This is a genomic window from Clostridium polynesiense (assembly GCF_000820705.1).
Classification (GTDB): domain Bacteria; phylum Bacillota; class Clostridia; order Clostridiales; family Clostridiaceae; genus Clostridium_AA; species Clostridium_AA polynesiense.
In genome coordinates, this window is the sequence record NZ_CCXI01000111.1 from 48,179 (window position 1) to 74,087 (window position 25,909).

A 25,909-nucleotide genomic window follows, 5' to 3' on the forward strand; every position below is an offset into this window, starting at 1 on the left:
AGGAGACTTATCTTACTTCTTCTGCAAGCATTGGAATTATTTTCTCCCTCTAAATGGTACTAAAAATAAAGAATTTTGTCTAGTGCTTAAAAATTCTGCTCCAGTCTCAGTAATTAATATGTCCTCTTCACATAAAACGCTGAAATCTCCATCAGGATTAAGAATTGTAGGCTCAAGTGTTAAAGTCATTCCTGCTTGTATTTTTCCATATGCCGCATCACCATAGCGTTCCCATTTTGGCGCAAACATTGCACCGCCATCATGCTCATACTGTCCAATTTGGTGACCGGTAGCATGTGTAATTTCAGGCATGCCTCTTGAAAGGAGATATGATCTGGCAGCAGCATCCACTGTCCATCCCTCAACTCCAGGTTTAGCCGCATCAAAAGCCGCTGAAATGGCATTATATGCAGCATCAAATATATCCTTGAAGCGCTCAGGGGCATCTGTTTCTCCTTCTTTTAAGAAGTATATAGTACGGGATATGTCACTGCAATATCCATTATAGTCTACTCCAAAGTCCATAATCAGAAAATCACCAGGTTCAATTACAGCCATACCAGGCTCCCTATGAGATATGCGCTCCTTCATTACTATTGGCATTGAAAGGTCTTTGTTTACTGCATGGGTAACGCCATACTTAACCATTCCCTTTACAAAAAGCTCTCCAACCTGATATTCAGTCATTCCTGCATGAATTTCTTCAAAAACCTCGTCATATATTTTCAGGGTAATGTCTATAGCCTTTTGTATTGTACGGATTTCTTCAGATGACTTTATGCTTCTTACCATCTGAAGCATAGGCTCAGATGAGATAAATCTTCTGCAATAATCCTCTCCCAAGGCTTTTTCTAAATAGCGGTAGCGTCCAATGGTAAGCCCATCACAAAGATTATCTAATTTAGAGTAATTTAAGGCAATTTTATTAGGATTAAGAGTATAAACAAGCTCCTTCAGATTTTCTGCCGGATCTCCCTGATATTTAATAACTTCATCAAATAAGCCGGTGTTTTCTATTTCCTGTGCATCTATTATTGAGCAAATGGAGTACTTTTTACCGCTCTTAGTAAGCAGGAAAAAGGTTTTCCCCACTGTTTTTACTCCAAAAAGAAGACTTACAGCAGGATCGCTTCCTTCACTTGCATAAGTAAGCCAAAGATCCACATTATACTCGTTTAAGTATCCTATTGCCTGATCAAGCTTTTGCTTTAATATCGTATTCATCAGTTATAGCCTCCTTAAAAATTAATATCTGATGATGCTATTTCTTTGATAGTTTCATAGAGTACTGATGTACCATAGAACAACGACTCTTCTGTTATGCACTCATCTTCCTGATGTATTTTTTTGAGCACTTGGGAGAATGGTACATCATCTAGCATAGGTGAGTATCCATACACATTGTTTTTAATAAACCGACCATCTGTGCGCCCTAAAGCAATCATAGGCAAAAGGCGGGTTTCAGAATCATAACGCATGGATACCTCCTCTAATTTGGCAATGAAAGGATTGTTTACGTCACATTCATACCCATCTGAAAAGCTTTGTATTTCATACTGAGCATCACAGCCCTCTAAAAGCTTTTCCATCATTTCCGTTATCTCTTCTTTTTCAGTACCATGTATATATTGATAGGTTAATCCCATCTTTATTTCATCTTGATTTATTGAATTAAAATCAATGTCATATCCATCAATTGCAAGACAATTCCTTGTGGAATACTGCCATAGATTTTTCAATGTTGGGTCTTCAATAATTCCATTCACAGCATTATAGAATTTTTTTGTTGGAGGAGTAAGGCGCTCCTTTGCATCGTACTGACATATGTTCTTAATTGATTTAAGAAGCTTTCCAGCCATGGTTCCATAGGGATCAAAGGCACATTCAGCTTCGCTTTCCTTAACAGTCAGTGTCATTTTACAGTTGCCCTTCTCACCACAGGTACAGGTTCTAAACCTCTGGTTTCCCTGTGTAATGGTAAAACCTCCTCCCTCGCTTATTACATAGCCTTTAGGAATAAGCTCTGGATGCTCGGAAGACAAAAACTCCATACCATAGCCACTTCCCCCTTCTTCATCTGCTGTAGCCAGTAAAATCACAGGCCTGTTAAGTTCCTCATTTTTTCGCGCAAGCCAAATCATACTCATTAGCTGCATTGCTGTTAAATGTTTTGTATCCAGTGTTCCTCTGCCATATATAGTACCATTGTCATTAACAGCCTCAAAGGGTGGATGCTTCCAGGTTCCTGGAGCAGGAACTACGTCTATATGGGATAATAGTATTATAGGTACACCTTCACCTTTACCAATACTGGCATAAAGGTTAGTACGTCCATCTTTTTTAGAATATATAGAACTTTCAATTCCATTTTCCTTTAACAGCTTCTGAATATAATCCGTTACAGGCTTTTCATTTCCCGGAGGATTTTGAGTGTCCAACTTTATTAAATCAGTAAAAACTTTAAGCAATTCTTCTTTTTCATTTTTGTTAAGCATTTTACTTTCCCTCACTGCTAATAAGATACAGCTGGTGCTGTCTGCGGCTTAATATTTCTGCCCCTTCAGGTCTTATTACAACATTTTCTTCAACAAGCATACATGGCAGTCCATCATCTTGAATTACTGTAGGCTCGATGGCATATACTTCGTTCAGTTTAATTGGCCTGTTACAAGGTGCATTTTCATCTCCTTTAAAGGGTGCCAGCGCTGTCCCACTATCATGGCATGTACATCCAATTGGGTGTCCAACAGAGTGCCTTACTGTAGGATAACCTCCTTCTTCAATAACCCTTCTGCCAGCTGTGTCAACCTCCCAGCCTCGCTTTCCTACTCCAATAGTTTCTATAGCAGCAGATATTGCATTGTGTGCAGTGTTAAATGCATGCTGAATATCCTCAGGTGGAGCAGTTTCTCCAGGTTTCAGGAAGTAAGCTGTCCTTGCAATGTCAGAAATATAGCCTCTATATTTAACACTAAAGTCCATAATCAGTATATCTCCAGGAATGGTTTTAGTATCACCAGGACCTCTATGAGCTAATCCAGCCCTTACGATGCAGATGATTGGATAGTCATAAGGCTTGCCTATTCCATTGCATACATCACGCTTCCTCATACAATCAATGAAAATATCACCTATTTCTTTTTCACTCATACCACATTTAACACGTGTAAAAACTTCATCATATATATCATTTGTTATCTGAATACTTTTGCGAAGGTACTCTACCTCTGTATCAGATTTAACACTTCTCAATTCCCTTATTACATTTTCACTTGAGACCTCAATCTTAGACAATCTTTCCTTGCCAAGCATATCCTGAAGCATCATATAAAGTCCACAGGTTAAGCCATCTGAGGTGGCATCTGACAAGGATGTATTAAGGGCAAGCTTTTTAGGATTTATTTCATCAATTGTCTTTATAAGCACTTCACTTAAGCTTTTTTCATAAGCCACTACCTTGTTAAAAATCCCTGATTGCATAAATTTCTTTTCATCGGATTTGCTGGTCAGCATTATATGCTTTCCTTCCTTTGTAAAGATAGCCACTCCCAAATGTACAGTATCGTCACCTATAAGAAAAGGCAGGATTCCATCGGAGCCTTCACGAGAAACGCTCATTAACGCATCAATATCATTTTCCTTAAGAAGCTCTTCCAATTGTTTAACTTTTTCTCTTGGAACAGTATATTTATCGAACATACAAATCACCTTTCTTTGCTTAATCAAATAGTTGCAGACATTTTACTTCAAATTCTGAACATATATTTGCCACATCTTTTAAAAGCTCTTCTTCTTTTCCTTCAGGCATTAATAGTATAGAAATATCTATTTCAGTATCATTTTTGATTTTTCCTCGATGCCCTCCTGCTATACGGTCAATGGTTATAATATTGTGTGAAATAAAGTATACAAAATCTCTTACTAGGGGTAGCTCATTCTGCATAAGTTTATCAGCCATTTGGGCAGGATCAGCTTTTTCACTATACTCACTTGTATATAACTGATCCAATATATTTAAAACTTTATCATCGAATTTGCATGGACCCGACAGACTTATTATTTTTTCTACAGCCATTATGCATCGGTGTAATATATGATTTCTAGAATAATATGGATTAGCATCAGGATCTTTTTCTCCATATATCCTTAGCTTTACCCTTCTCCTGTCTTCCCTCATATTCTGCCATTCTGACTGCTCTGAGTTTTTTATCAGGTAATTTCCAGCAATATCCCAAAACTGCTGCTTGTTCATTTCGTCTTTTCTCCTTTATTATAATGTTGCCAGCTATTGATTACACATTAGCTGGCATAATAAATGCTATATATTGTTTAATTTGTTAACACAATGGCAGGCAACAAAATGATTGCTTTTAACCTCTGTTAACTGAGGATCGCATTGGAAGCATTTTTCCTCAGCATATAAACATCTGGGAGCAAAACGACATCCTGGTTTTGGATTTATAGGACTTGTCAGCTCTCCCTTCAATATTATACGCTCATGCTTGGCATTCAACTTATGTCTTGGAATTGCAGACAGCAACGCTTTAGTATAAGGATGGAGCTGATTTTTAAAGAGCTCTTTTGCGTCACATTTTTCTACAAGCTTACCAAGATACATAACACAAATATCATCTGATATATGCTTAACAACACTAAGGTTATGAGTAATAAAAATGTATGTTAGTCCACGTTGATCCTGTAGGTCCTGCATAAGATTGAGTATCTGTGCCTGGATTGATACGTCCAACGCTGACACAGGCTCATCACACACTATAAAGCGAGGGTCAAGAGCAAGAGCTCTTGCTATACCGATTCTTTGACGACGGCCGCCATCAAGTTCATGAGGATAGGAATTTGCAACACGCTGTGCAAGTCCAACTGTGTCCATAAGTTCTGAAACCTTTTTATTATATTCATCATTGCTTTTGCAGGTTTTGTATATTTTCATTGGCTCGCCTATTATATCTGAAACCTTCATCCTAGGATCGATAGATGAATATGGATCCTGGAATATAATCTGCATGTCCTTACGAAGCTCTTTTAACCTGCTTTTACTTGGAGAAGATATATCCTCTCCGTCAAATATGATCTGGCCATCTGAACGTTCAAGGAGGTGAAGTATAACACGCCCTAAGGTAGACTTACCGCATCCTGATTCTCCAACAACACCAAGAGTTTTGCCTTCTTCAATTGAAAAATTAACTCCATCAACTGCATGAAGCATTCCATGAGGTGTTTTAAAATACTTTTTTAAATCCTTAACTTCTAGGAGAGTTTTCATTTTTTCCTTGCCTCCTCTACAGATATTGCCTTATCTTTAAACCTTCCACAGCGCACAAAATGTGTATCTGAAAGCTTATAATTAGCTGTTGGCTGCTTTTCGCATTCCGGTGTACTATATGGGCAGCGTTCTGCAAAGTTACAGCCTGCAGGCAGATTGCTAGGGTCAGGCATAAGTCCCATTATAGGCTGCAGACGATCTTTATCTTCATCAAGATCTGGAATGCTTCCAAATAGTCCCTTGGTATATGGATGGCATCCATTTTCATAAATATCCTTAAGGGTTCCTGCCTCAACAATTTCACCTGCATACATTATTGCTACATTTTCACAGGTTTCTGCAACTACGCCAAGGTCATGGGTTATAAGTATCATTGATGTATTAAACTCTTTTTTCAGCTTGTTCATCATATCAAGAACCTGAGCCTGTATGGTAACGTCCAGAGCAGTAGTAGGCTCGTCTGCTATCATAAGTACAGGGTTGCAGGCAAGAGCCATAGCTATAACAACTCTCTGCTTCATTCCACCGGAAAACTGATGAGGATATTCACCATAACGCTCTCCGGGAATACCTACCATTTCAAGCATTTCCTTAGCCTTAGCTGCAGCTTCATAAGCTGGCATTTTTTCGTGAAGCCTTATAACCTCGCTTATCTGATCCCCTACTGTAATAATAGGATTAAGTGCAGTCATTGGATCCTGAAATATCATGGATATCTTATTTCCACGGATTTTTATTAATTCATTTTTATTCTTTTTAAGAAGGTCTTCACCTTCGAATATAATCTCCCCATCAATAACCTTTCCTGGAGGATCTGGAATAAGACCCATTATTCCTAAAGCTGTGGTAGTTTTACCTGCACCGGTTTCTCCAACCAGTCCCAGTGTAGTTCCCTTTTCTAGTGAAAGGCTTATACCATTTACAGCTTGCACATTACTTTTTCTTGTATGATATTCTATAACTAGATTTTTAATCTCAAGCACTTTTTCACTCATATTATAGCCTCCTTTAATCTTTCAAGCGTGGGTCTATAGCATCACGAAGGCCGTCACCCATAACGTTAAGTGAGAATACAGTAATCATGATAAACAGACCTGGGAAAATAGCCATATATGGATGAGTTCTTAAGTAGCTTCTTGCAGTTGAAAGCATTCCGCCCCATTCTGGTACTGGAGGAGGAGCTCCTAAACCCAGGAATGAAAGCATGGCACATGCAGTTATTGAACTGGCCACCCCAAGAGTTGCCTGAACTATTATTGGAGCCACAGCATTAGGTAAAATATGTTTAAATATTTTTCTAAAGTTATTTGCTCCTATGGCTGTAGCAGCCTCAATAAATTCATTTTCTTTAACAGATATAACAGCCGCTCTGGTTATCCTGGCATAGCCTGGTACATTTCCTATACCTATAGCAATCATCATATTACCCAAACCAGCTCCAAGAGATGCTGCAATAGCTACCGCTAGAAGCATTCCTGGTACAGCCATAAACACGTCCATTATACGCATTATGATGCTGTCTATTTTACCTCCATAGAATCCGGCTATAGCTCCAAGCAGCCCTCCGAATACAAGAGACACTGACACAGAAATTATACCAACTCTTAATGATATACGTCCGCCATATAGCACACGGCTGAACTGGTCTCGTCCAAACTTATCCGTACCGAACCAATGTTGGGAAGAAGGACCTTGCAGCGCACGGCTTACAAGCTGATCATCATATCCATATGGTGCTAATACATCAGCAAAAACTGCTGACAATATCAATAAAATCAATATTATCAATCCAAGCATAGCAAGCTTGTTACGTGTAAATCTTTCAAGGATTTCCATCACAGGTCCCTGCTGTTTAGGCATTTTTTTATTCTTAGCCATTTGCCACAGCCTCCTTAACTTTGAGTTTACGTCTTTTTGACATTCCTAATTGTGCATGAATTCTAGGATCTATAAAATTATAAAGAATATCAATAAGTAAATTAACAAAACTGAATGTAATAGCTAAAAATAATACACTGCCTAAAACCGCTGGAAGGTCACGCTGTTGTATAGCATCTACACCATATTTACCTAATCCTGAAATAGCAAATACAGACTCAACCAAAACTGAACCACCTAGCAGATTTCCAAATTGAATTCCAATTACTGTTACAATAGGAATTAACGCATTTTTAAGTGCATGTTTTATTATAACTAATCGTTCTGATTGTCCCTTTGCTCTAGCTGTTCTTATATAGTCCATTCTTATAACTTCAAGCATGCTGGAACGTGTCATTCTCATTATATTTGCGGCTCCGCCTGTACCTAATGTAATTGTTGGCAGCACCCAGTACTGCCACCCATAAGATCCCGATACCGGAAACCATTGGAGGTTTACTGCAAACATCAGGCAAAGCATCAATGCTAGCCAGAAGGAAGGCATTGAAACTCCAACAAGGGATACAGTGGTGGCAAGATTGTCAAAAATAGAATATTGCTTCGTTGCGGCTATAATTCCGCAGGTTACACCAATTATTACCGATAACGACACGCTTAGCGCCGCCAATAAAGCTGTCTTAGGAAAGCGATCCAGCAGCTCATTAACGATAGGCTGCCTTGTTACATATGATGTTCCGAAGTCAAAACGGGTTACAATTCCAGTTACATAACGACCGAACTGTACTACAAAAGGATCATTTAATCCCATTTCTTCAGTTAATTCTTCCACTGCTTCCTGTGTTGCATTATCTCCAAGGATCATTTTTGCAGGATTACCTGGAGTTATGTACATTAACGTGAATACAATAAGAGTTACGCCCAAAAGTACCGGAATCATTTGTAACAGTCGTTTAAAGATATACTTTACCAAGCTTATTCACCTCTTTTTCCTTATGTCATACTCAATATCTGGAATATTAAAAGTTCATTTTAATGGATAGGAAAGGATGTTTTTTATAAACACCCTTACCTACACTTCCATTTAACTTATATAGTTATTTATTAATTTTTGAATTTAATTTCGCAGAATTCATATCTGCCTGAAGGTGATGATTTAAGGCCTTCTAAATTACTGTTTATAGCGGCAGTTTCCTCTTTGTTGTAAAGGAATACCCATGGTGCATCATCTACTATAAGTTCCTGTGCTTTGTAATAAGCATCAAGTCTTACTTTTTCCTCAGTGCTGGCTCTTCCTAAATCAAGCAGTTTATCTACCTCTTTGTTGCTGTAGCGTGCAGTATTAGACCAAGCAGGACGGCCAGTATAGAAAGGTTCATATAAACCATAGTCAGCATCACCAGTATTTGTTGACCAGCCTAATATATACATTTGGAATTCACCATTGATAATCTTGTCAAGGTAAGTAGCATTTTCCATGCTTTCTACGTTAACAGTAACATTTATCTGCTTCAGCTGGTTTTGAATCATTTCAGCTATGTCAACTCTTTCCTGTGAATCGCTGATAGTTAAGGTAATTTCTAATCCATTAGGATAACCTGCCTTTGCAAGAAGTTCTTTTGCCTTCTCAATATTTTGTTTATATCCCTTTAGATTAGGGTTATAACCCCAGATGGATGGTGATAGAGGACCCTCTGCCACAGAACCAATACCGTTATATACAGCCTGAACAATTGCTTCCTTATCTAAAGCATAGCTTATAGCCTGACGAAGGAGCTTATTATTAAATGGCTCTTTTGCACAGTTGAAGCCTACAAATGTGTTACCATAACCTAAAGAACGAATCATAGTAACATTTTTATCCGCTTCTAAGCCCTCAATATCATTTGCTGCTATCCTTAATGCAGCATCAACACCGCCAGATTCAATTTCCATTGCACGGCTGGAGGACTCAGCTATAAAACGCATTGTTAATTTATCAAATTCAGGCACAGTTCCCCAGTACTCTTTGTTAGTTTCAAATTCAATACGGTCACCGCGATGCCATTGTACAAATTTAAATGGTCCAGTACCTACAGGTTCTTCTTCATAACTTTCTCCAGCTTCTGTAACAGTTTTTTCATCAACTACATAAAGGAAGCAAAGCTGTGAAAGAAAAGCTCCACTAGGTTTTAAAAGCTTAATTTCAACTGTATTCTCATCAATAGCTTTTGTCTTTTCAAGATCCACATCAGATACTATCCAGTTTGAGAAACTGCTGCCATGAGCACGTTTTATAGTATAGATGATATCACTGGCATCAAGAGCTTCTCCATTATGGAATTTTACACCCTTTCTTATATGTAAAGTAAGGGTAGTATCATCCTTATACTCCCACTTTTCAGCAAGTCCAGGAGCTATGGTGTTATCCTCCTTCTGCTTAACTAAAGTATCATATATTTGGTGATGCAGTAATGTTGAGTCACTATCATTTGGTCCATGTGCATCAAGACTCTTAGGTTCAGATGATGTTGCTACAACTATTGTGTCTTTCTTAGATTGTCCAGAACCCGCTTTTCCACAACCACTTAGCACTGATACTGTCATAATTGCAGTAAGTACTAAAGCAAATATCTTTTTCATTTTTTGTCCCCCTTTTTTGTTTTTTTATTAAATCGTGCTTTACACGAAATAATCTAATCCCCTATAGGAAATTGATATAAAGTACAAGCAATTACGCTTTTACTTGTTTAAAAGCGCAAGCCCCTTTTCCATTCTGTCTAGACCTTGAGTAAGTATTGCTCTGCTTGTTGCAAAACATATACGTATATGACCTTCTGCTCCAGCGCCAAAGAATTTTTCAGTTCCAGGCACAACTGCCAGCTTTGCATTTTTCTCCATAAATTCAGCAAAAGCTCCACTTCCCAGTCCTGTTCCGGATATATCTGGGAAAGCCAAGTAAGTTGCCTGTGGCATGTGGCATTTAATACCAGGCATTTTATTAAGCCTTTCAACAGCATAATCACGATTACCACGAAGATGCTTAAGGAATTCTTCAACCCAAGGGAATCCTTTTTCAAGACATGCAATACCTGCTATCTGAGAAATTGAAGCTATTCCTCCTGCTGTAGTCATAACAGCTGATGTTTTCACAATATCTTCAAATACCTTTTCGTCATTGCAGTAAATACATCCTATTCTTAAGCCGGCAACCCCGAAGCTTTTAGAGAATCCATATACAGAAAGAGTCTTTTTATTTCTCTCTGTTCCAAGGGAATTAATGCTTATAAATGGCTTTTCAGGATATACTATATCTGACCATATTTCATCATTCATGATCCATAAATCATATTTTTCCGCAAGATTTAATATATGGTCAAGATCTTCCTTAGTATAGACTGTTCCCCATGGATTGTGAGGATTGCATAGTCCTATCATTTTAGTCTTTGGTGTTATGTAGCTTTCCAGGTTACTTAAATCAATATGTCCATCCTTCAATACTGCAGGAAATAATACTGGAACAGCACCAGCTGCTAGACAGGATTCCTTAAATAGATAATCTACAGGATCAAATACTATCATTTCATCTCCCGGTTTAAGTACCGTAGACGCTATTACATACATACCACGAGCTGCACTGTCAATTGGAAGTACAAGCTCCGTCTTTACATTTTCATTTTTTCGGCTGTTTATGCTTTTTGCAATAGCCTCTCTAAATTCAGGAAGTCCCATCTTAGGTGTGTAGGATAAGTACCCTCCGTCCAGATATACCTTCATTGCTCCAATTATTTGTGGTGCAACAGGAAAATCAGGATCTGCTGCAGTCAATGGCAGCACTCCTTCCTCAACTTCAGCCCATCTGTAATTAAAAGCACGTTTCTTCAGAATATCAAGGCGTACCGCACTATCATCAAAGTAATTCATATATTTTCCTCCTTTAGCAAGCACAGATTACTTCTATTTCTATGCTGGCTCCTTTAGGTAATGCTGCAACTTGAAAACATGCTCTTGCTGGTGGATTGCTTGTAAAGAACTTGCCATAAGCTTCATTAACCTCTGCAAAATCATTGATATCCTTAAGCAGAATAGTAGTTTTCAGTACCTTATCCATGCTGCTTCCAGCTTCAGCAATAATATTAGCAACATTGTTCATAACAAGAGTAGTTTGTTCTCCAATGCTGCCAGTGCTTAAGTTACCGGTTTCAGGATCTATAGGCAGCTGTCCTGATACAAAAACCAATCCATTAAATTTTGTTGCCTGCGAATAGGGTCCTATTGCAGCAGGTGCTTTTTTAGTTGCAATAATTTCTTTCACTTGACGACATCTCCTTAAAATAATGATTTCAAATATTTTCAGTTGACTTAAAATATTTTAATAATTAAGAGTATTATAGGCTACCGTTATGATTCATGTCAATGTTTTTTCCTGTAATATTGTTATTTTTTTATCACTTCAAATTATTATTTTTATTCTATATAGTGTTACTATTTGAATACCAAAAATAAAAAGCCTCCGGATGCAGAAACTGCATGGGGAGGCTGCAAGCTATTCTTTTTAACAAACCAATACAATTGTTCAACACTTAAATCAACAAAAAATGCGATAAAAGTAAAGGGATTGCTACTATTAGCAACCCCTTTTTCTCTTTGAATCTTGATTAATTGTAAGGAACCTTCAGAGAGGTTCCATTTCCGAATTTATATAATTTATAAATCAAAATTTATAAATTATACTACTGTTCAATTTTCATACTTGCCATTTCTTCTTTCGTAATACCGTTCCTTTTGCCATAATTTATCCAACAGCTTGTAGATGCTCTAATAAACATCTTCTTTGTTAAAGGCATTGTAACACTTAATTTTTCATTTTTATGATTCTGAATAGCTTTAGCTAATTTCTTCATCTTCCATCTTATCATGACCTTAAAAGGTGTATTTAAAATTGCTTCTCCACTTCCAATTGATAATACCGAGCCAAAAATATATTCATTTTCTTTACAAAACAATTTAATCATATCTATACAAACAGTATTTTGTTCAGGTTCAATAAACCCACAGTTTATAATTACATTTATAATGGGTTTATTTTTTGGCGGATTTGTCTCAAGGTATTTTAAGAAATTAAGCAATGTAACTGGAAGTCCATCAGCGTATAAGGGGAATACAAATAAAATATCTGTATACTCTTCCAACTTAAGACAAATATCCTTATGATTATTTTTAGTAATATTAAAAATATCAATATTACCTTCATAATATCTTCTAAAGATTTCACTATATGCTTTAGAATTGGATTTTGGCGCTCTAGGACTCCCATTTATAATAATTACTCTCCCCATTTTATAACCTCCTTAGAAACTACTTCTTCTAAGTTTTCTTCCCTTGTGAATATAATCTTAAACTCTTTAAAATTCATATTATGTGCATTATGCTCTACCAAACGTTTAAATATCTCTTGTTCATCTTTTGATATATCACCATAAGCAATAATAACAGCCTTTTTCATAGAAACATCACGTTGAACATGATGTACCTCCCCATTTAAAAGACGAATAAATGCCTGTTGTATAGGAATAGCACGTTCAAGCATTGTTTTCATTATTGAACCATAACACCCATATTTAATCTTACTTACATATAATACATTATCACTTTTTGCAATAATTGGATAAACTTTAGTAGCATCATCACGAATTACACATTTACCTGGAGTTTTAGTCCAACAACTAAAGCATCCTACACAATTAGAAATTTTAAGATTTGATAGATCAATATACTTATTCTCATTATTCTCTGCAAATTTAATTTTTAAAGGTTTATCAGTTAATAATAGTCTCATTTCCTTTTCCTCCTAACAGTCCCAAACAAACCCTATCAAGCATTTTATCAACTTCAGTTTCATTTATATCCACTGTATTCATAGCAATCATTGTTGCAATTCCATGACAAAACAGCCACATAATTTTACATATTTCCTTTGCATTATCCTCATCCATAGGTTCTTTATTCATTATTAATCTTACCAAAAATGGTAAATTTGAATCATTGACTAAAATATTTTCTTCCTTAGCCCTTTCACTCATGAAAAGGAATTTAAAAAGACCTCTATTATTCCGAGCAAATTGAATATACCGAATTCCTGTAGCTTTATATGGCCCTACATTCTCTATAGGCAACCTTAAAAAGTCACTGAACTGTTTATGTGCCTGATCAAAAGCTTGTTTCTTAACATCATCCATACTATCGAAAGACCAGAATATTGGTTGAGTAGAACAATTAAGAGCCTTACTTAATGAAGATGCTGTCAATACTTTTTCATTATTAATTAATTCCACAGCTTTATTAATAATATCTTCCTTACTGATTTTTACTTTTGGTGGCATTGTACTTCCTACTTTCCATAGTTCATTATATAATACTCATTATATAATGATAATTATATAACCTGTATTATACAATGTCAAAGCTATCTCTTAAAAAATTATTATTATCTGCTCCTTTTGTAAAAACGGATATAAGAACATAAGTTTTTATATCCTATGTCAGGTATCCAAAAGAAAAAGAGTATTGATTTGAATCAACACTCTTTACTCTATAAAATATTCAATTCAGTATTCTCTTGTATTTACATACTCTGCAGGAGCTTATCTCCAATCAGCCTTAACTAACGCTCTTTCTCTTGAGTAAGCCTTGCATAGAACGTACTAATTATTTCTCTTCGTCCCTATGGGTTCTTGACAAGTAAAGTTAAGTTCTCAGCAGTAGGCCGTTTCCAATCGAACTAACTACTGTTCTCTTAGACGTCCTTTACATGGGGTGGCACTAAATGCTCCTCTTCGTCACTACCGTTCCTTGACGAGCAAAGTTACCACCTCAACATGCCCCGTCTGCGGAAACATATCCACCGGCTGTACCTTTATAGTCTCATAGCCCATTTCCTTCAATATTGCTAAATCCCTCGCAAGGGTTGAAGGATCGCAGGATACATATACTATCCTTTGAGGCGCCATATCTGCTATAGCTTCAAGCAAAGATTTTTCGCAGCCCTTTCTTGGTGGGTCTACCACCACCACATCTGCTTTAATCCCTTCTTCTATCATTTGAGGGATGATTTCCTCTGACTTTCCTACTCGGAATTCTACATTATCAATACCATTTTCCTTTGCGTTTTCAATGGCATTTTCTATGGCCTCCGGTACTATTTCCACTCCGTATACCTTTTTTGCTTTTTGGGAGAGAAATAGGGATATGGTTCCGGTGCCGCAGTAGGCATCAAATACTGTTTCCTTTCCTGAGAGCCCTGCAAATTCCAAGGCTTTTGAGTATAGTATTTCTGTCTGTACAGGATTTACCTGGAAGAAGGACAGTGGGGAAATATTAAATTTAAAGTCACCTATATAGTCGCTTATAAGGTCTTTTCCATAAAGCACTATGCTCTTATCTCCTAATATTACGTTAGTTGGCTTTGAGCTTATGTTTAGCATTATACTTTTTATTTCAGGAATACCTTCTATAAGAGCATTTATAAGCTCATCCTTGTGAGGTACCTTTTCTGAAGTGGTCACTAAAACCACCATGACTTCATAAGTTTTAAAGCCTCTTCTTACCATAATGTGCCTGAGAAGTCCCTCTTTTGAGTATTCCCCTTCTACTATATATGGCTTTATATTATTCTTTATTATCCATGCTCTTACTATCTTAACTACTTTGTCTGCAGCTTCATCCTGAATGAAGCAGCTTTCCATGTTGATTATATCGTGGCTCCTTGGAGCAAAAAATCCTATCTGAAGCTCTCCCTTATTTATTCCTACAGGCAGTTGAACCTTGTTTCTGTATCTGTATGGATTCTTCATTCCTAAGGTATTCTTTACAAGGGAGGAGTCAAGCTTTCCTATTTTTGTTACGCAGTCTTTTACCCTTTGAGTTTTAATTTCCAGCTGATTGTTGTAGGAAGTATGCTGCAGGGAGCAGCCTCCGCACCTTTTGAATATTGGGCACACCGGTATCTCTCTATTTTCAGAATGGGTGATTATTTCTATAAGCTTTCCGTAGGCATAGTTTTTCTTTACTTTAACTATTTTAATCTTTACCCTCTCACCCTTTAATGCTTCCGGTACAAAAATTGTAAAGCCTTCTTCAGTTTTAGCTATTCCTTCACCTTCATAGCCCTGATCTACTATATCAAATATATATTCCTTATTTTTTTCTATCAATGTAATCACCTTTTATTTTTATTAGGCTCAGCCTATTTATATGAACAAGTAATTTCAATTTTCCTTTAATTATCCTATAAAGTCAAGAAAAAGGCAAAAAAAAAGAGCACCCTAAGGTGCTAAGTAAAAGAATCAGTTGCCATTTAATCATCTTACTATTTTGTCCAAACTTAAAAAAGAATATACACTTAATTATATTAAATTAAAAAGTTTCAATGTGTAAACTTTTTGTAAACTTTTTAAAAGAAATTTAGTTACTCTTTCATTAAAATAGCATAAAACTTAAAGAGAGCCTGCTGAAATTAATCATTAAGGCTCTCTTTTTATTTATATAGAACTACTCTACAATACTTACCTTAAGCATGTTTGTTGATCCTATTTCATAAATAGGAAGTCCTGCTGCAAGGACTATAATATCTCCCTTTTTAACAAGCCCTGATTTTTTTGCTGCCTCAGTAGCCTGTTCAATCATCTCATCGGTAGTTTCTATCTTATCTGCCAGCATTGGATATACTCCCCATACCAGTGATAGCTGCTTTGCCACATATTCATAGGAGGTTACTGCGATAATAGGACATTCAGGCTTATATCTTGAAACCCTCCTTGCTGTTGAACCGGATTGAGTTGAAGTTATAATTGCAGCTGCATTAAGCTCCATAGCAACGTTACAGGTGGATCTGGATATTGCTCCTCCTATGGTTTTAGCACGCTTACCGAATTTTAGGTTAGCGGACTCATAAGTTAAGTGCTGCTCTGCTTCCTCAGCAATGGCAGCCATGGTCTTAACTGAATCTACAGGCCAACTTCCATTAGCGCTTTCTCCACTTAACATTATTGCATCTGTTCCGTCTAATATAGCATTGGCTACGTCTGAAACCTCTGCTCTTGTAGGTCTTGGATTTCTCATCATGGAATCAAGCATCTGAGTTGCTGTTATTACAGGTTTTCCAACCTTATTGCACTTTTCTATAATCATCTTCTGAGCTGAAGGCACCTTTTCTATAGGTATTTCTACTCCCAGGTCTCCTCTTGCTACCATGATACCATCTGAAACTTCAAGTATTTCATCTATGTTATCCACGCCCTGCTGGTTTTCTATCTTAGAAAATATCTGTATATTTTCTCCGCCGTTTTCATTTAAAACCTTTCTTATAGCTAATACGTCATCCGCCTTTCTTATAAAGGAGGCTGCAACTATGTTAACACCGATACTGCATCCGAATTTTAAATCTTCTCTGTCCTTTTCTGTCATAGCTGGGAGGTTTATTGAAACTCCTGGAACATTGACACCTTTATGAGTTCCTACCATACCTGAGTTATTTACCACAGTGTATATCTTATTACCTTCAATATTTTTAACCTCAAGTCCTACAAGTCCATCATCTATAAGTATCTTATCTCCAGGCTTAACATCTTTGGAAAGCTCTGAATAGGTTACAGAACACTTTGATGTATCTCCCAAAACCTCTTCTCCACAGTAAATTACAAAATCTTCTCCTGAATGTAATTCTACTTTGCCGCCTTCAAATTTGCCTGTTCTTATTTCAGGACCTTTGGTATCCAGTATTACAGCTATCTGTTTATAATATTCTTTGGAAAGCTCCTTCACCATTTTTATTCTTTCTCCATGCTCCTTATGATCACCATGGGAAAAATTGTGTCTGGAAGCATTCATGCCAGCTTCTATAATGCCCCTTAATATTTCTTCTTTTTCGCTGGCAGGTCCTATAGTACACACTATCTTAGTATTTCTCATTAATAAAACACTCCCTTGCTATTATTTCACTTTTTCAAGGTTTCAAAGCTATTTCTATTATATTGTATTACTTTTAAAGACGCTATAAATATATAGTTACATAGATAAAATTTTTGCTACTTCGTATAGTTTTTCATCGAATACGCTCTTTTTAGCCAGTGCTTCATCTATATCCTCGTCTATTATGACATTATCTTTAATTCCTACTACCCTGGCACTCTTACCTTCCATCAAAACTTCTATAGCCTTAGCTCCCATTCTTGATGCAAGTACTATGTCATTTACTGTTGGTGAGCCTCCTCTTTGAATATGACCAAGAATAGTTGCCCTGGCTTCAAGTCCGGATATGTTCTGGATATATTCAGCAAGCTCATTTGCTCCTCCTACTCCTTCAGCCAGCATTATTATGTTGTGCATCTTACCGTTGTTTTTTCCATCCAGTATGGTTCTTATGAGCTCTTCCTTATCGAACTCCTTTTCAGGGAGTATTATAGCTTCTGCTCCACCTGCTAAACCTGCATATAAAGCTATATCTCCACATCTTCTTCCCATAACCTCTATAACGCTTACTCTTTCATGAGAAGTAGAAGTATCTCTAAGCTTATTAACAGCATCGTGTACAGTATTTAAAGCTGTGTCAAAGCCTATAGTATAATCTGTGTAAGCAAGATCATTGTCTATAGTTCCAGGAATTCCAACTGCAGCCACACCTAGCTTGGATAACAGTTTAGCTCCTGTAATTGATCCGTCTCCTCCAATGACCACTAAAGCATCTACTCCATAAGCCTGAAGTATATTAGCAGCCTTTTGTCTTACCTCTTCTTTTTTGAATTCATCACATCTTGCAGTTCTAAGTATAGTTCCGCCTCTTTGTATTATATCTGAAACACTATGTCTATCCATTCTAAAAAGCTCACCATTTATAAGTCCTGCATAGCCTCTTCTTACTCCCATAACTTCTATACCATTGTGTAAAGCCATCCTTACTACTGCTCTTATGGCAGCATTCATTCCCGGAGCATCGCCTCCGCTGGTCAAAATTGCAATTTTCCTAATCATTCATTTATCCCTCCTGTAATAGGGACTAATTCCATCCCGTGTAACTTAAAATTATCCCACATATATTAATACCTTCATTTTACAAAAAGTTCAACCTTTTTTCAATAATAACCTAATTTTATTATACCCATATACTTTTACATATATGTTAACTAAGTGTATCAGATGTTTTAAATATTCCTTACATATGATATCTTGAAAGTTTTACCATAAAGCTTAAAGTATAAAATTTTATATTTTCAAAATTTTATTTAATTTAATATTATTTAAACATAAATACTATAATTTTATTGCTAATTTAAAGTATTTTTCGTCATTTTTATTCTTGTTTTTACATTTAGTCGATGCTATACTTGAAGGTATAAATTTTATAAAACAATAACTATTATTAAATATAATTTCTGTTGAAACAACATTCATATTCATTATTATAAGTTTTTGAGAAAAGAGGATACATTCATGAAACAAGATTCTATAAAACACAAGGAAAAATACGGATTGTTTACAGCCATTGCTATGATAGTAGGAGTCTGTATAGGTTCCGGAATATTTTTTAAAAGCGATAATATACTGGTTGCTGCGGGAGGAAGTATTTTTCTTGGTGTAGTAGTTTTCGTAATTGCTGCTATGGCTATTATATTCGGCGGAATCACTGTAGGGGAGCTTGCTTCCAGAACCAGTAATCCCGGCGGTATAGTTACCTATGCTGACGAATTTCTAGGTTCCCGTACAGCCTGCGGTTTTGGATGGTTTCAAACCTTTGTTTACTATCCTACTTTAATAGCTGTGGTTTCCTGGGTAGTAGGAGTATATACATGTATTTTGTTAAACCTGCCGGGAAGGTTAGAAACACAAATACTTATAGGCTACGGCTTCACTATAATATGTTTTCTTTTTAATACCCTTTCAGCTAAAGCAGGCGGAATATTTCAGAACTGTACCACAATAATTAAGATGATACCTCTTTTGTTTTTAGCAGTATTTGGATTTATCTATGGAGATCCTCTTTCAGGATTTTCTAATGTATCTCTGCAAAGCTTTAAAGGTTCTTCATGGATTGCTGCTATAGGACCTATAGCCTTTTCCTTTGACGGATGGATAGTATCTACCTCAGTTGCCCATGAGATTAAAGATTCAAAGAGGAATATGCGTAAAGCATTGATTATAGCTCCCCTTTTCATACTTGTGTTATATGTGATTTATTTTGTAGGAATATCTTCATACATAGGTCCTGAAAATGTTATGGCATTAGGGGACGAGCATGTAGCCCTGGCAGCCTCTAACTTGTTTGGGCCTGTTTTTGCAAAGGCTGTAACCATATTCGTTATCATATCTGTAATGGGAACTGTAAACGGACTTATACTGGGATTTATACGTATGCCTTATTCCATGGCTCTTCGCCGGGGAATGATGCCTTTTTCTAATAAGCTTTCTGCTATGGATAAAAAATTGGACATGCCAGTTAACTCTTCACTTTTTGCCTTTTCTTTAGTGAGCTTGTGGATGCTGGTACATTATATCACCGCAAAATATGATTTTCTCCCAAACTCTGATATTTCAGAGATTTCTATAGCTATGAGCTACTTATTGTACATAGCTCTTTATTATCAGGTATATAAGATGTATAAAAATAAGGAAATAACCAGTCCCTTAAGAGGTTTAGTATTTCCTGCTTTAGCTGGCTTAGGATCTTTATTTATACTTTCCGGCGGACTTCAAAACAGTCTGTTTATTTATTATGCCGGCTTCTGTTTATTAGTGATTATATTGTCTCAGATTTATTACAATAGGAAAGAAAAATCCTCATAATCTTTACAGTGATTATCCACGGGAAGGTATAATATATTAACAGAATAATAAACATAATTAAAAAACAAAGGACGAGGATAAAGCATCATCTCGTCCTTTATTTTATCTTCACATTGGTAAATGATTAAAAATTAAGTCTTAGCTTTATGCTATAGATTTAAATCCTTAAACTGAGGAAGATATTCTATATTTTCTCTTATTATATCATCCAATACCTTTTTTGCCTTTATTGAATCATTAACTAAAGGATGTATTGCAAGAGCTCTAAGAGCTGCGCTGTAGTCGCCCTTTACTGCAGCCTCTATGGTAAGCTCTTCATAAGCCTTCACTACCTGAAGAAGCCCTCTCATGCTTGTTTCCAAATGTCCTATGTGTATAGGCTTAGCTCCATTTTTTCCTATAACGCAGCTGCATTCAATAGCTGTATCCTCAGGAATGTCCAGTATAGTTCCATTATTTCTTACATTAACATACTGAATATCCTTTTTATCATTGTATATAGAATTAATCAAATTTACTGCTGCTTCACTGTAGTGTGCTCCTCCTCTTTTAGCAAGCTGAGGAGGCTTAATATTTAAATCTGGGTCTTTATAAAGCTCAAAGAGATCATTTTCAAGTTTTCTAACCACCTCACCTCTTGTTCCCTTTTCCTCTGAATCCTTTAAAGTATTTTTAAGCATCGTTTCACTTAAATAATAATACCTGTGGTATGGACAAGGAAGCACTCCTAAGGCTGATATTAAATCTTTGCTTAAATCCACATCCGGTATGTTTTTCATATTGAAGGAATTGCCCTTTACGATATTATCAAGAACCTCTTCTGTTACATCTATTCCATCTTTATATATTTTTCTTCCCCATACCAGATGATTAAGCCCTGCAAAATCTATAGAAATTCTGTCAGCCTCCACTCCATAAAGCTCAGCCACCATGTTTACCATACCTATAGGAACGTTACAGAGTCCTATCACCTTAATCTTAGTATGCTTTAGCACCGCCTCTGTTATTATTCCTGAAGGATTTGTAAAATTTATAAGCCATGCATCAGGACAAAGCTCCTCCATATCCCTGCAGATATCTAAAATTACCGGTATGGTTCTCTGTGCCTTTGCAAAGCCTCCTGCCCCTGTGGTTTCCTGCCCTAAGAGGTTATATCTTAAAGGGATTTTTTCATCCCTTATCCTTGCCTCCATCATCCCTACCCTGAATTGAGTGGTTACAAAATCCGCATCCTTTAAAGCTTCTCTCCTGTCAAAGGTTAGATGAATATTTATGTCTGCTTCTGCCTTGGAAACCATCCTTTTTGCAAGGTTCCCTACGATTTCAAGCTTTTCTTTTCCTTCTTCAATATCTACCAAATATAAATCCTCTAAGGGAAGCTCTCCTGAAAGCTTTTTATTTATAAAGCCCTCTATGATTTCCGGAGTATAGCTGGATCCTCCCCCTATAGTAGCAATCTTTATGCCTTTTTTCATAAATATTACCTCCATATTCTCATAGTTTATATTTATATAAATGCCTCATGCATAATTATCCCTTTACGGCCCCTCTTTCCATTCTCACCGCATAAACATAAACGCTTATAGATACCAAAGCTGAGAAGAGTCCGAAAAAAGGGGATAAAAGAGCGGCTATAGTCAACGAATGGGCCGTATAGTTATATATTTCCTTAAATTTATATGTTTTTATATGCTTTATATGATTAATTCCGTAAAAAACAGATGACAATAACAAAGCAGAAATTATAATCCCAAGCCACATATAAATAACAGTTCCTGCAACATTGTATATAGTGCTTCCTCTGAATAGGTTTAAAAACTGATTGGCACTACCTGTTAAAAACTGTTTAGTAAGCTGATTGAAAAAGAGAACTGCAAGGGCTAAAACAGTAATTATAAGCTGATATATTAATGTTCTTCCAAGGGATTCTTCCCTGAATTTATGATATCTCTGCGGTTTGAAGCTCAATTTAAATTCTTCAAATATAGTCATATAACTCTCCTTTCCTTGCTCTTATATACATACAGGCGGCTATAATATTTTATAGCCACCTGTATATTAATTCATCAGCTGTTTAACACAGTTCCTTCAGCATTTTCATAGGATTGCTCCTGCTCATAGTACTGCTTATCTACAACCCTGATAAATGGGAAATATATAAAGAAGCTTATTATAAGCTCAACCACCTGAAGCAAAGCTCCTCTTATTCCTGCTATGAGGAAGCCTCCTATTATCGGAGGTGTAGTCCATGGAACAATAACTCCTGAAGGTCTGGGAACTAAACCTAAGGAAATAGCCCCATAACAAACCACAGCTAAAATCATAGGTGTTAATATAAACGGAATCATCATAATTGGATTAAGCACTATAGGAAGACCAAAGGTTATTGGCTCGTTTATATTAAATAATCCAGGAAGAAGAGCCAGCTTCCCAAGCTTCTTGCACTGCTGGGATCTGCATACAAATACCATTGCCAAGCATAGTGCCGGTGTACAACCTGAGCCTCCAAGCTGCAGATAAAGCTCCTGGAACTGATGGGTGATTACATGAGGAAGTGCCCTTCCTCCTTCGAAGGCAGCAAGATTTTCCGCAGATAGAGATATCCATATAGGACTCATAACGGAACCAACTATATTAGCTCCATGGATACCGAATACCCAGAATAAGCCTATAAGCAGATTTGCAACAAGGGTTGCCCCTAAGCTTGATCCTAAAGCCGTGAGAGGAGCCTGCAGGAAGGTATAAATAAATCCATGAACGGTTTCATATTTTGTAAAAGCAAATCCCAATCTCACTAAATCAAAGGTTAAAATAACTATAAATGCAGGTATAAGGGCTGAAAAAGCTTTAGATACTGTAGGAGGAACCCCTTCAGGCATTTTGATTACCCAGCCTCTTTTAACTATAAATCTTATTATTTCTGTGGCAAAGATAGCAGTAAACATACCTACAAACAATCCTTTAGCTCCAAGCCATTCCATAGGAATAACATCTGTTACCTTTATAGCAGCAGAAGCACCTTCAGGAGTAAAGTTTGTAGTAAAAGGTGTTAACAGGAAAAATGCTACAAGAGCAATTGCTGCAGAGCTTATTCCTTCCAAATCATAATATTCAGCTAAGCTTCTGGCTATGCCAACCACTACAAATATAGTCATAATTGCCATGGTTACTTCAAAAGGTCTTACAAAAAATACTCTCCAGTTTTCTCCAAAGGTTCTTGCCATAAATTCAGGATATCCCGGTATGGGAAGATTTGCAAAAAGCAGCGACATAGCTCCTATAATCAAAAGCGGCATTGCAAGCATAAAACCGTCACGTATAGCACTAAGATATCTATTACCTGATATCTTACCTGCTACAGGCATAAGCCTGTTTTCCATCACGTCCATAATTTTACTCATGTTATATCCCCCTTTACTTTTTTATTAAATTAATAGCCTGTTCTAATACCTTCTCTCCATTCATCAAGCCGTAATCTCTAGGATTAATTACATCGATAGGTATATTTTTTTCATCACATAGTTTTTTAGCCTTTGGAAGAGCAAATCGAACCTGAGGGCCTAGAAGCACTACATCAGCCTCATTTAAACGTTTACTCATTTCAGCTTCAGGATAAGCATTTATAGAAACTTCTATCCCTTTTTCCTTTGCTGCCTTCTCCATCTTAGTTACTAACAAACTTGTAGACATTCCCGCAGAACAAAATAAAACGATATTAACCATAGAATAACCTCCTTAAATTTACTGTTTTTTATACATATTTCTGTTAGTTATATATATTCACTTTACCTGTATTAATAGGATAGGCAGAGAAACATTTAAAATCTTTTATTCTCTTGGAAAATATCCCTCCTGTTCCGCAGTTCCTATGGCTTCTTTCTTTGCAAGTTTAACTGCAAAAGCGGCAATTTTCTTTAAAGAATCGTTTAGTCCGATTCCTCCTCTTCCGGGAGTTTTAATAATGTAAATTTTCTTTCTGAAGAGCTCCTTACCTGTGCTGTCCTCTGCCATGGCAGCAAAAGCCGGTATATTCAGCCTTTCTTCCACAGCTTCAACCAGGTAGCCGCAGCATTCACCATATCTCTTATAATTTAAAGCTGGACCGCATACTACTACATCAGGATTAAATTTTTTAATCAGTGTAAGAATCTCCTCAATAACCTTTTCTCTATTGTCTAAAAAATAATTGTCACCGCAGATAACTGTACCTTTTATATCACCTCCATTCCGCATTAAATTTGTTTTTAAAAGCATTCCTAAGCCTACACCGCCCATTTGCGCTGAAGGAGAAAGATTCATTTTTTCATCTCCTCCTAAACCTGCCTGCACCTGATTTAAAAATTGAACTACTTTTATCATATCAATCACCATCTGTACTATTATTTGATTTAAATCTTAGCTTTTTTTAAATCATTGATTTCCTTCTGCATGTTTATCATATTCCTCATAAGTTCCTTTGCCAGAAGAGTTGTCATTAAATGATCCTGAGCATGGACTAAAAGAAGATTTAGTTCTACCTTTTCTCCTGCTGCTTCTTTATGGATTAAGGCAGTCTGCATGTTGTGAGCCTGAATTATAGACTCATCAGCCTTTTCTAAAAGCTTGTCTGCGCCATCATAATCACCCTGCACTACTAAATTGTATGCTTCATATATATAGCTTCTTGCGTCTCCCGAATAGCTTATAAGCTCGAAGGTCTTTTCACTGCTCATAACTTCATTAACAGAATCTGTCATAATCATTCCTCCAGTTAGTTATTTTATTATATAAATATTTAAAGCAATAACCGTGCCAAAATATATAAAAAGCTCTGTAGGCTTAATTTACAGAGCTTTTTATACAAATCTAAATAATAATTTTATACAGATTATATACACATGGATAAATAATACCTTAAGATGTGTTTATTTTTTATACACATCAAAGACTACGAGAATAATTTATACTCATTATTCACTTACTAGATTTCTTAATATAAAGCAGATTTCATCGTCAGAAAAATTGATATCGTAATAATCTTCTATGACTTTTATGCTTTTTCTTATGGAGTTAAAGTCATTGCTGTATTTTTTCATCAATTCCTCCTTGGAGTAGCAGGAGGGGGTTAGCTTTCCTGCTATAATACTGCTTATGCTGCAGACTATATGAACCATAAGTCCTATTCTTATATCATACTCTATAGCCTTGTTCATCCTCACTTCCAAATCTAAAATAAATTTATAATATATCTCTTGAAAATTAAATAAGTTCATATTGGTTATATCCCCCTGCAGCACCTGAAGGAATGAATTATAATCCATGTTCTCTTGAGGATCTCCTATAGCTCTAGAGTTCTCTATAAGCTTCTTAAGCTTTGTACATTCGCTGTCTACGAATATTTCATACATAGATATGAAGGGTATACCATAAATTTTAGGGTTTATGGTTCCCACAATAGCCAGTATATTTTTCTTTTTGGATAGTGAGTTTATTACATTGTACATATGCTGCTTATTGTTTAAGGACATAGGGAATATTTTAACCTTATAATCAGGCAATGCTATCTTATTTTCTAAATAGTTTTTCAACTGTACAGCACTGCCTTCACCGGTAGTACATAAGGTTATTATTATATTGTCTCCCTCAGGTATAAAGCTCTCAGTAACCTTAACATTATAGGAAGCATAATTGGATATAGATGAATTTACATCCTCATAAATCTTATTAATATCAGTATCGATTACCGCCTTCCTTGAACATTCGATGGCTATTGGAGTGGATACCAAATTAAATACCTTTATATCAATTCCTGTTTCCTTGCTTAAGAGTTCTCCAAAGGTTCCAAGAGACCCCATATCCACAAGAAGCATTACTCCTGCTCCCTGATGCTTTTTAACTATGAGCTCTTTAAGTTCCTGATAAGCAGCCTGAGGATCTTTTTCAAGACTCATGTCATAG

At 36.3% G+C, this 25,909-nt stretch carries 25 protein-coding genes; 1 reads left to right on the forward strand and 24 read right to left on the reverse strand.

Translation table 11 applies throughout. The annotated features are described in order from the left end of the window. Positions 1-36 precede the first annotated feature (36 nt). The 17 genes from TA89_RS10470 to pfkA form a co-directional block, all read right to left on the reverse strand. The gene (locus TA89_RS10470) at positions 37-1,224 is read right to left on the reverse strand and encodes a M24 family metallopeptidase (protein WP_040213226.1); all 1,188 of its coding nucleotides are present in this window, start codon (positions 1,222-1,224) and stop codon (positions 37-39) included. Positions 1,225-1,238: 14 nt separating this feature from the next. After that, positions 1,239-2,510, reverse strand: coding sequence for a M20/M25/M40 family metallo-hydrolase (locus tag TA89_RS10475; protein ID WP_147590111.1), 1,272 nt, complete (start codon positions 2,508-2,510; stop codon positions 1,239-1,241). Then, a complete protein-coding gene (locus TA89_RS10480) occupies positions 2,497-3,699 on the reverse strand; it encodes a M24 family metallopeptidase (RefSeq protein ID WP_040213228.1) in 1,203 nt (400 codons plus the stop codon). The genes TA89_RS10475 and TA89_RS10480 overlap by 14 nt, the downstream gene beginning before the upstream one ends. Positions 3,700-3,718: 19 nt before the next feature. Further along, positions 3,719-4,252: a hypothetical protein gene (locus TA89_RS10485; RefSeq protein WP_040213230.1), complete on the reverse strand. Its 534-nt coding sequence runs from the start codon at positions 4,250-4,252 to the stop codon at positions 3,719-3,721. A 66-nt stretch (positions 4,253-4,318) separates the two neighbouring features. Continuing rightward, positions 4,319-5,281 (reverse strand): ABC transporter ATP-binding protein, encoded by a 963-nt coding sequence (locus TA89_RS10490; protein ID WP_040213232.1) that lies wholly within the window; start codon positions 5,279-5,281, stop codon positions 4,319-4,321. Beyond that, complete coding sequence (locus TA89_RS10495; RefSeq protein WP_040213234.1) at positions 5,278-6,276, reverse strand: ABC transporter ATP-binding protein; 999 nt, start codon at positions 6,274-6,276, stop codon at positions 5,278-5,280. The genes TA89_RS10490 and TA89_RS10495 overlap by 4 nt, the downstream gene beginning before the upstream one ends. Positions 6,277-6,289: 13 nt before the next feature. Further along, entirely contained in the window at positions 6,290-7,159 is an 870-nt protein-coding gene (locus TA89_RS10500) for an ABC transporter permease (protein ID WP_040213236.1), read from the reverse strand. Continuing rightward, positions 7,152-8,129: an ABC transporter permease gene (locus tag TA89_RS10505; protein ID WP_040213238.1), complete on the reverse strand. Its 978-nt coding sequence runs from the start codon at positions 8,127-8,129 to the stop codon at positions 7,152-7,154. Before TA89_RS10505 ends, TA89_RS10500 begins: the two co-directional genes overlap by 8 nt. A gap of 131 nt (positions 8,130-8,260) precedes the next feature. Further along, positions 8,261-9,778: an ABC transporter substrate-binding protein gene (locus TA89_RS10510; RefSeq protein ID WP_040213240.1), complete on the reverse strand. Its 1,518-nt coding sequence runs from the start codon at positions 9,776-9,778 to the stop codon at positions 8,261-8,263. 99 nt (positions 9,779-9,877) lie between these two features. Further along, on the reverse strand, positions 9,878-11,059 hold the full coding sequence (locus TA89_RS10515; RefSeq protein ID WP_040213241.1) for a pyridoxal phosphate-dependent aminotransferase: 1,182 nt from the start codon (positions 11,057-11,059) through the stop codon (positions 9,878-9,880). Positions 11,060-11,072: 13 nt separating this feature from the next. Next, positions 11,073-11,450, reverse strand: a complete 378-nt coding sequence (locus TA89_RS10520) for a RidA family protein (RefSeq protein WP_040213242.1) — start codon at positions 11,448-11,450, stop codon at positions 11,073-11,075. Positions 11,451-11,868: 418 nt separating this feature from the next. Then, complete coding sequence (locus TA89_RS10525) at positions 11,869-12,474, reverse strand: hypothetical protein (RefSeq protein ID WP_040213243.1); 606 nt, start codon at positions 12,472-12,474, stop codon at positions 11,869-11,871. Beyond that, positions 12,462-12,974 (reverse strand): flavodoxin family protein, encoded by a 513-nt coding sequence (locus tag TA89_RS10530; protein ID WP_040213244.1) that lies wholly within the window; start codon positions 12,972-12,974, stop codon positions 12,462-12,464. The genes TA89_RS10525 and TA89_RS10530 overlap by 13 nt, the downstream gene beginning before the upstream one ends. After that, on the reverse strand, positions 12,955-13,518 hold the full coding sequence (locus TA89_RS10535) for a TetR/AcrR family transcriptional regulator (RefSeq protein ID WP_040213245.1): 564 nt from the start codon (positions 13,516-13,518) through the stop codon (positions 12,955-12,957). The genes TA89_RS10530 and TA89_RS10535 overlap by 20 nt, the downstream gene beginning before the upstream one ends. 459 nt (positions 13,519-13,977) lie before the next feature. Continuing rightward, entirely contained in the window at positions 13,978-15,348 is a 1,371-nt protein-coding gene (gene rlmD / locus TA89_RS10540) for a 23S rRNA (uracil(1939)-C(5))-methyltransferase RlmD (RefSeq protein ID WP_040213246.1), read from the reverse strand. A gap of 337 nt (positions 15,349-15,685) precedes the next feature. Beyond that, a complete protein-coding gene (pyk, locus tag TA89_RS10545; RefSeq protein ID WP_040213247.1) occupies positions 15,686-17,104 on the reverse strand; it encodes a pyruvate kinase in 1,419 nt (472 codons plus the stop codon). A gap of 96 nt (positions 17,105-17,200) precedes the next feature. Then, the gene (gene pfkA / locus TA89_RS10550; protein ID WP_040213262.1) at positions 17,201-18,160 is read right to left on the reverse strand and encodes a 6-phosphofructokinase; all 960 of its coding nucleotides are present in this window, start codon (positions 18,158-18,160) and stop codon (positions 17,201-17,203) included. A 462-nt stretch (positions 18,161-18,622) separates the two neighbouring features. Between pfkA and TA89_RS10555 the strand changes: the two genes are divergently transcribed. Continuing rightward, a complete protein-coding gene (locus tag TA89_RS10555; protein ID WP_040213248.1) occupies positions 18,623-19,972 on the forward strand; it encodes an APC family permease in 1,350 nt (449 codons plus the stop codon). A 149-nt stretch (positions 19,973-20,121) separates the two neighbouring features. On the opposite strand, the gene TA89_RS10560 is transcribed toward TA89_RS10555, so the two are convergent. The 7 genes from TA89_RS10560 to TA89_RS10590 form a co-directional block, all read right to left on the reverse strand. Then, positions 20,122-21,447: a 6-phospho-beta-glucosidase gene (locus tag TA89_RS10560; RefSeq protein WP_040213249.1), complete on the reverse strand. Its 1,326-nt coding sequence runs from the start codon at positions 21,445-21,447 to the stop codon at positions 20,122-20,124. A gap of 55 nt (positions 21,448-21,502) precedes the next feature. Next, positions 21,503-21,964 carry a hypothetical protein gene (locus tag TA89_RS10565; protein WP_040213250.1) on the reverse strand — a complete coding sequence of 154 codons (462 nt, stop codon included), beginning with the start codon at positions 21,962-21,964 and terminating at the stop codon, positions 21,503-21,505. A 74-nt stretch (positions 21,965-22,038) separates the two neighbouring features. Continuing rightward, positions 22,039-23,373, reverse strand: a complete 1,335-nt coding sequence (gene celB / locus TA89_RS10570; protein ID WP_040213251.1) for a PTS cellobiose transporter subunit IIC — start codon at positions 23,371-23,373, stop codon at positions 22,039-22,041. 13 nt (positions 23,374-23,386) lie between these two features. Next, positions 23,387-23,695 (reverse strand): PTS sugar transporter subunit IIB, encoded by a 309-nt coding sequence (locus TA89_RS10575; protein WP_040213252.1) that lies wholly within the window; start codon positions 23,693-23,695, stop codon positions 23,387-23,389. Positions 23,696-23,800: 105 nt separating this feature from the next. Next, entirely contained in the window at positions 23,801-24,331 is a 531-nt protein-coding gene (locus tag TA89_RS10580) for a glycine/betaine/sarcosine/D-proline family reductase selenoprotein B (RefSeq protein ID WP_040213253.1), read from the reverse strand. 29 nt (positions 24,332-24,360) lie between these two features. After that, a complete protein-coding gene (locus TA89_RS10585; RefSeq protein ID WP_242850119.1) occupies positions 24,361-24,708 on the reverse strand; it encodes a PTS lactose/cellobiose transporter subunit IIA in 348 nt (115 codons plus the stop codon). A gap of 213 nt (positions 24,709-24,921) precedes the next feature. Further along, positions 24,922-25,909 (reverse strand): PRD domain-containing protein (locus TA89_RS10590; protein WP_147590112.1); only part of this gene is annotated, 988 nt, incomplete at its 5' end.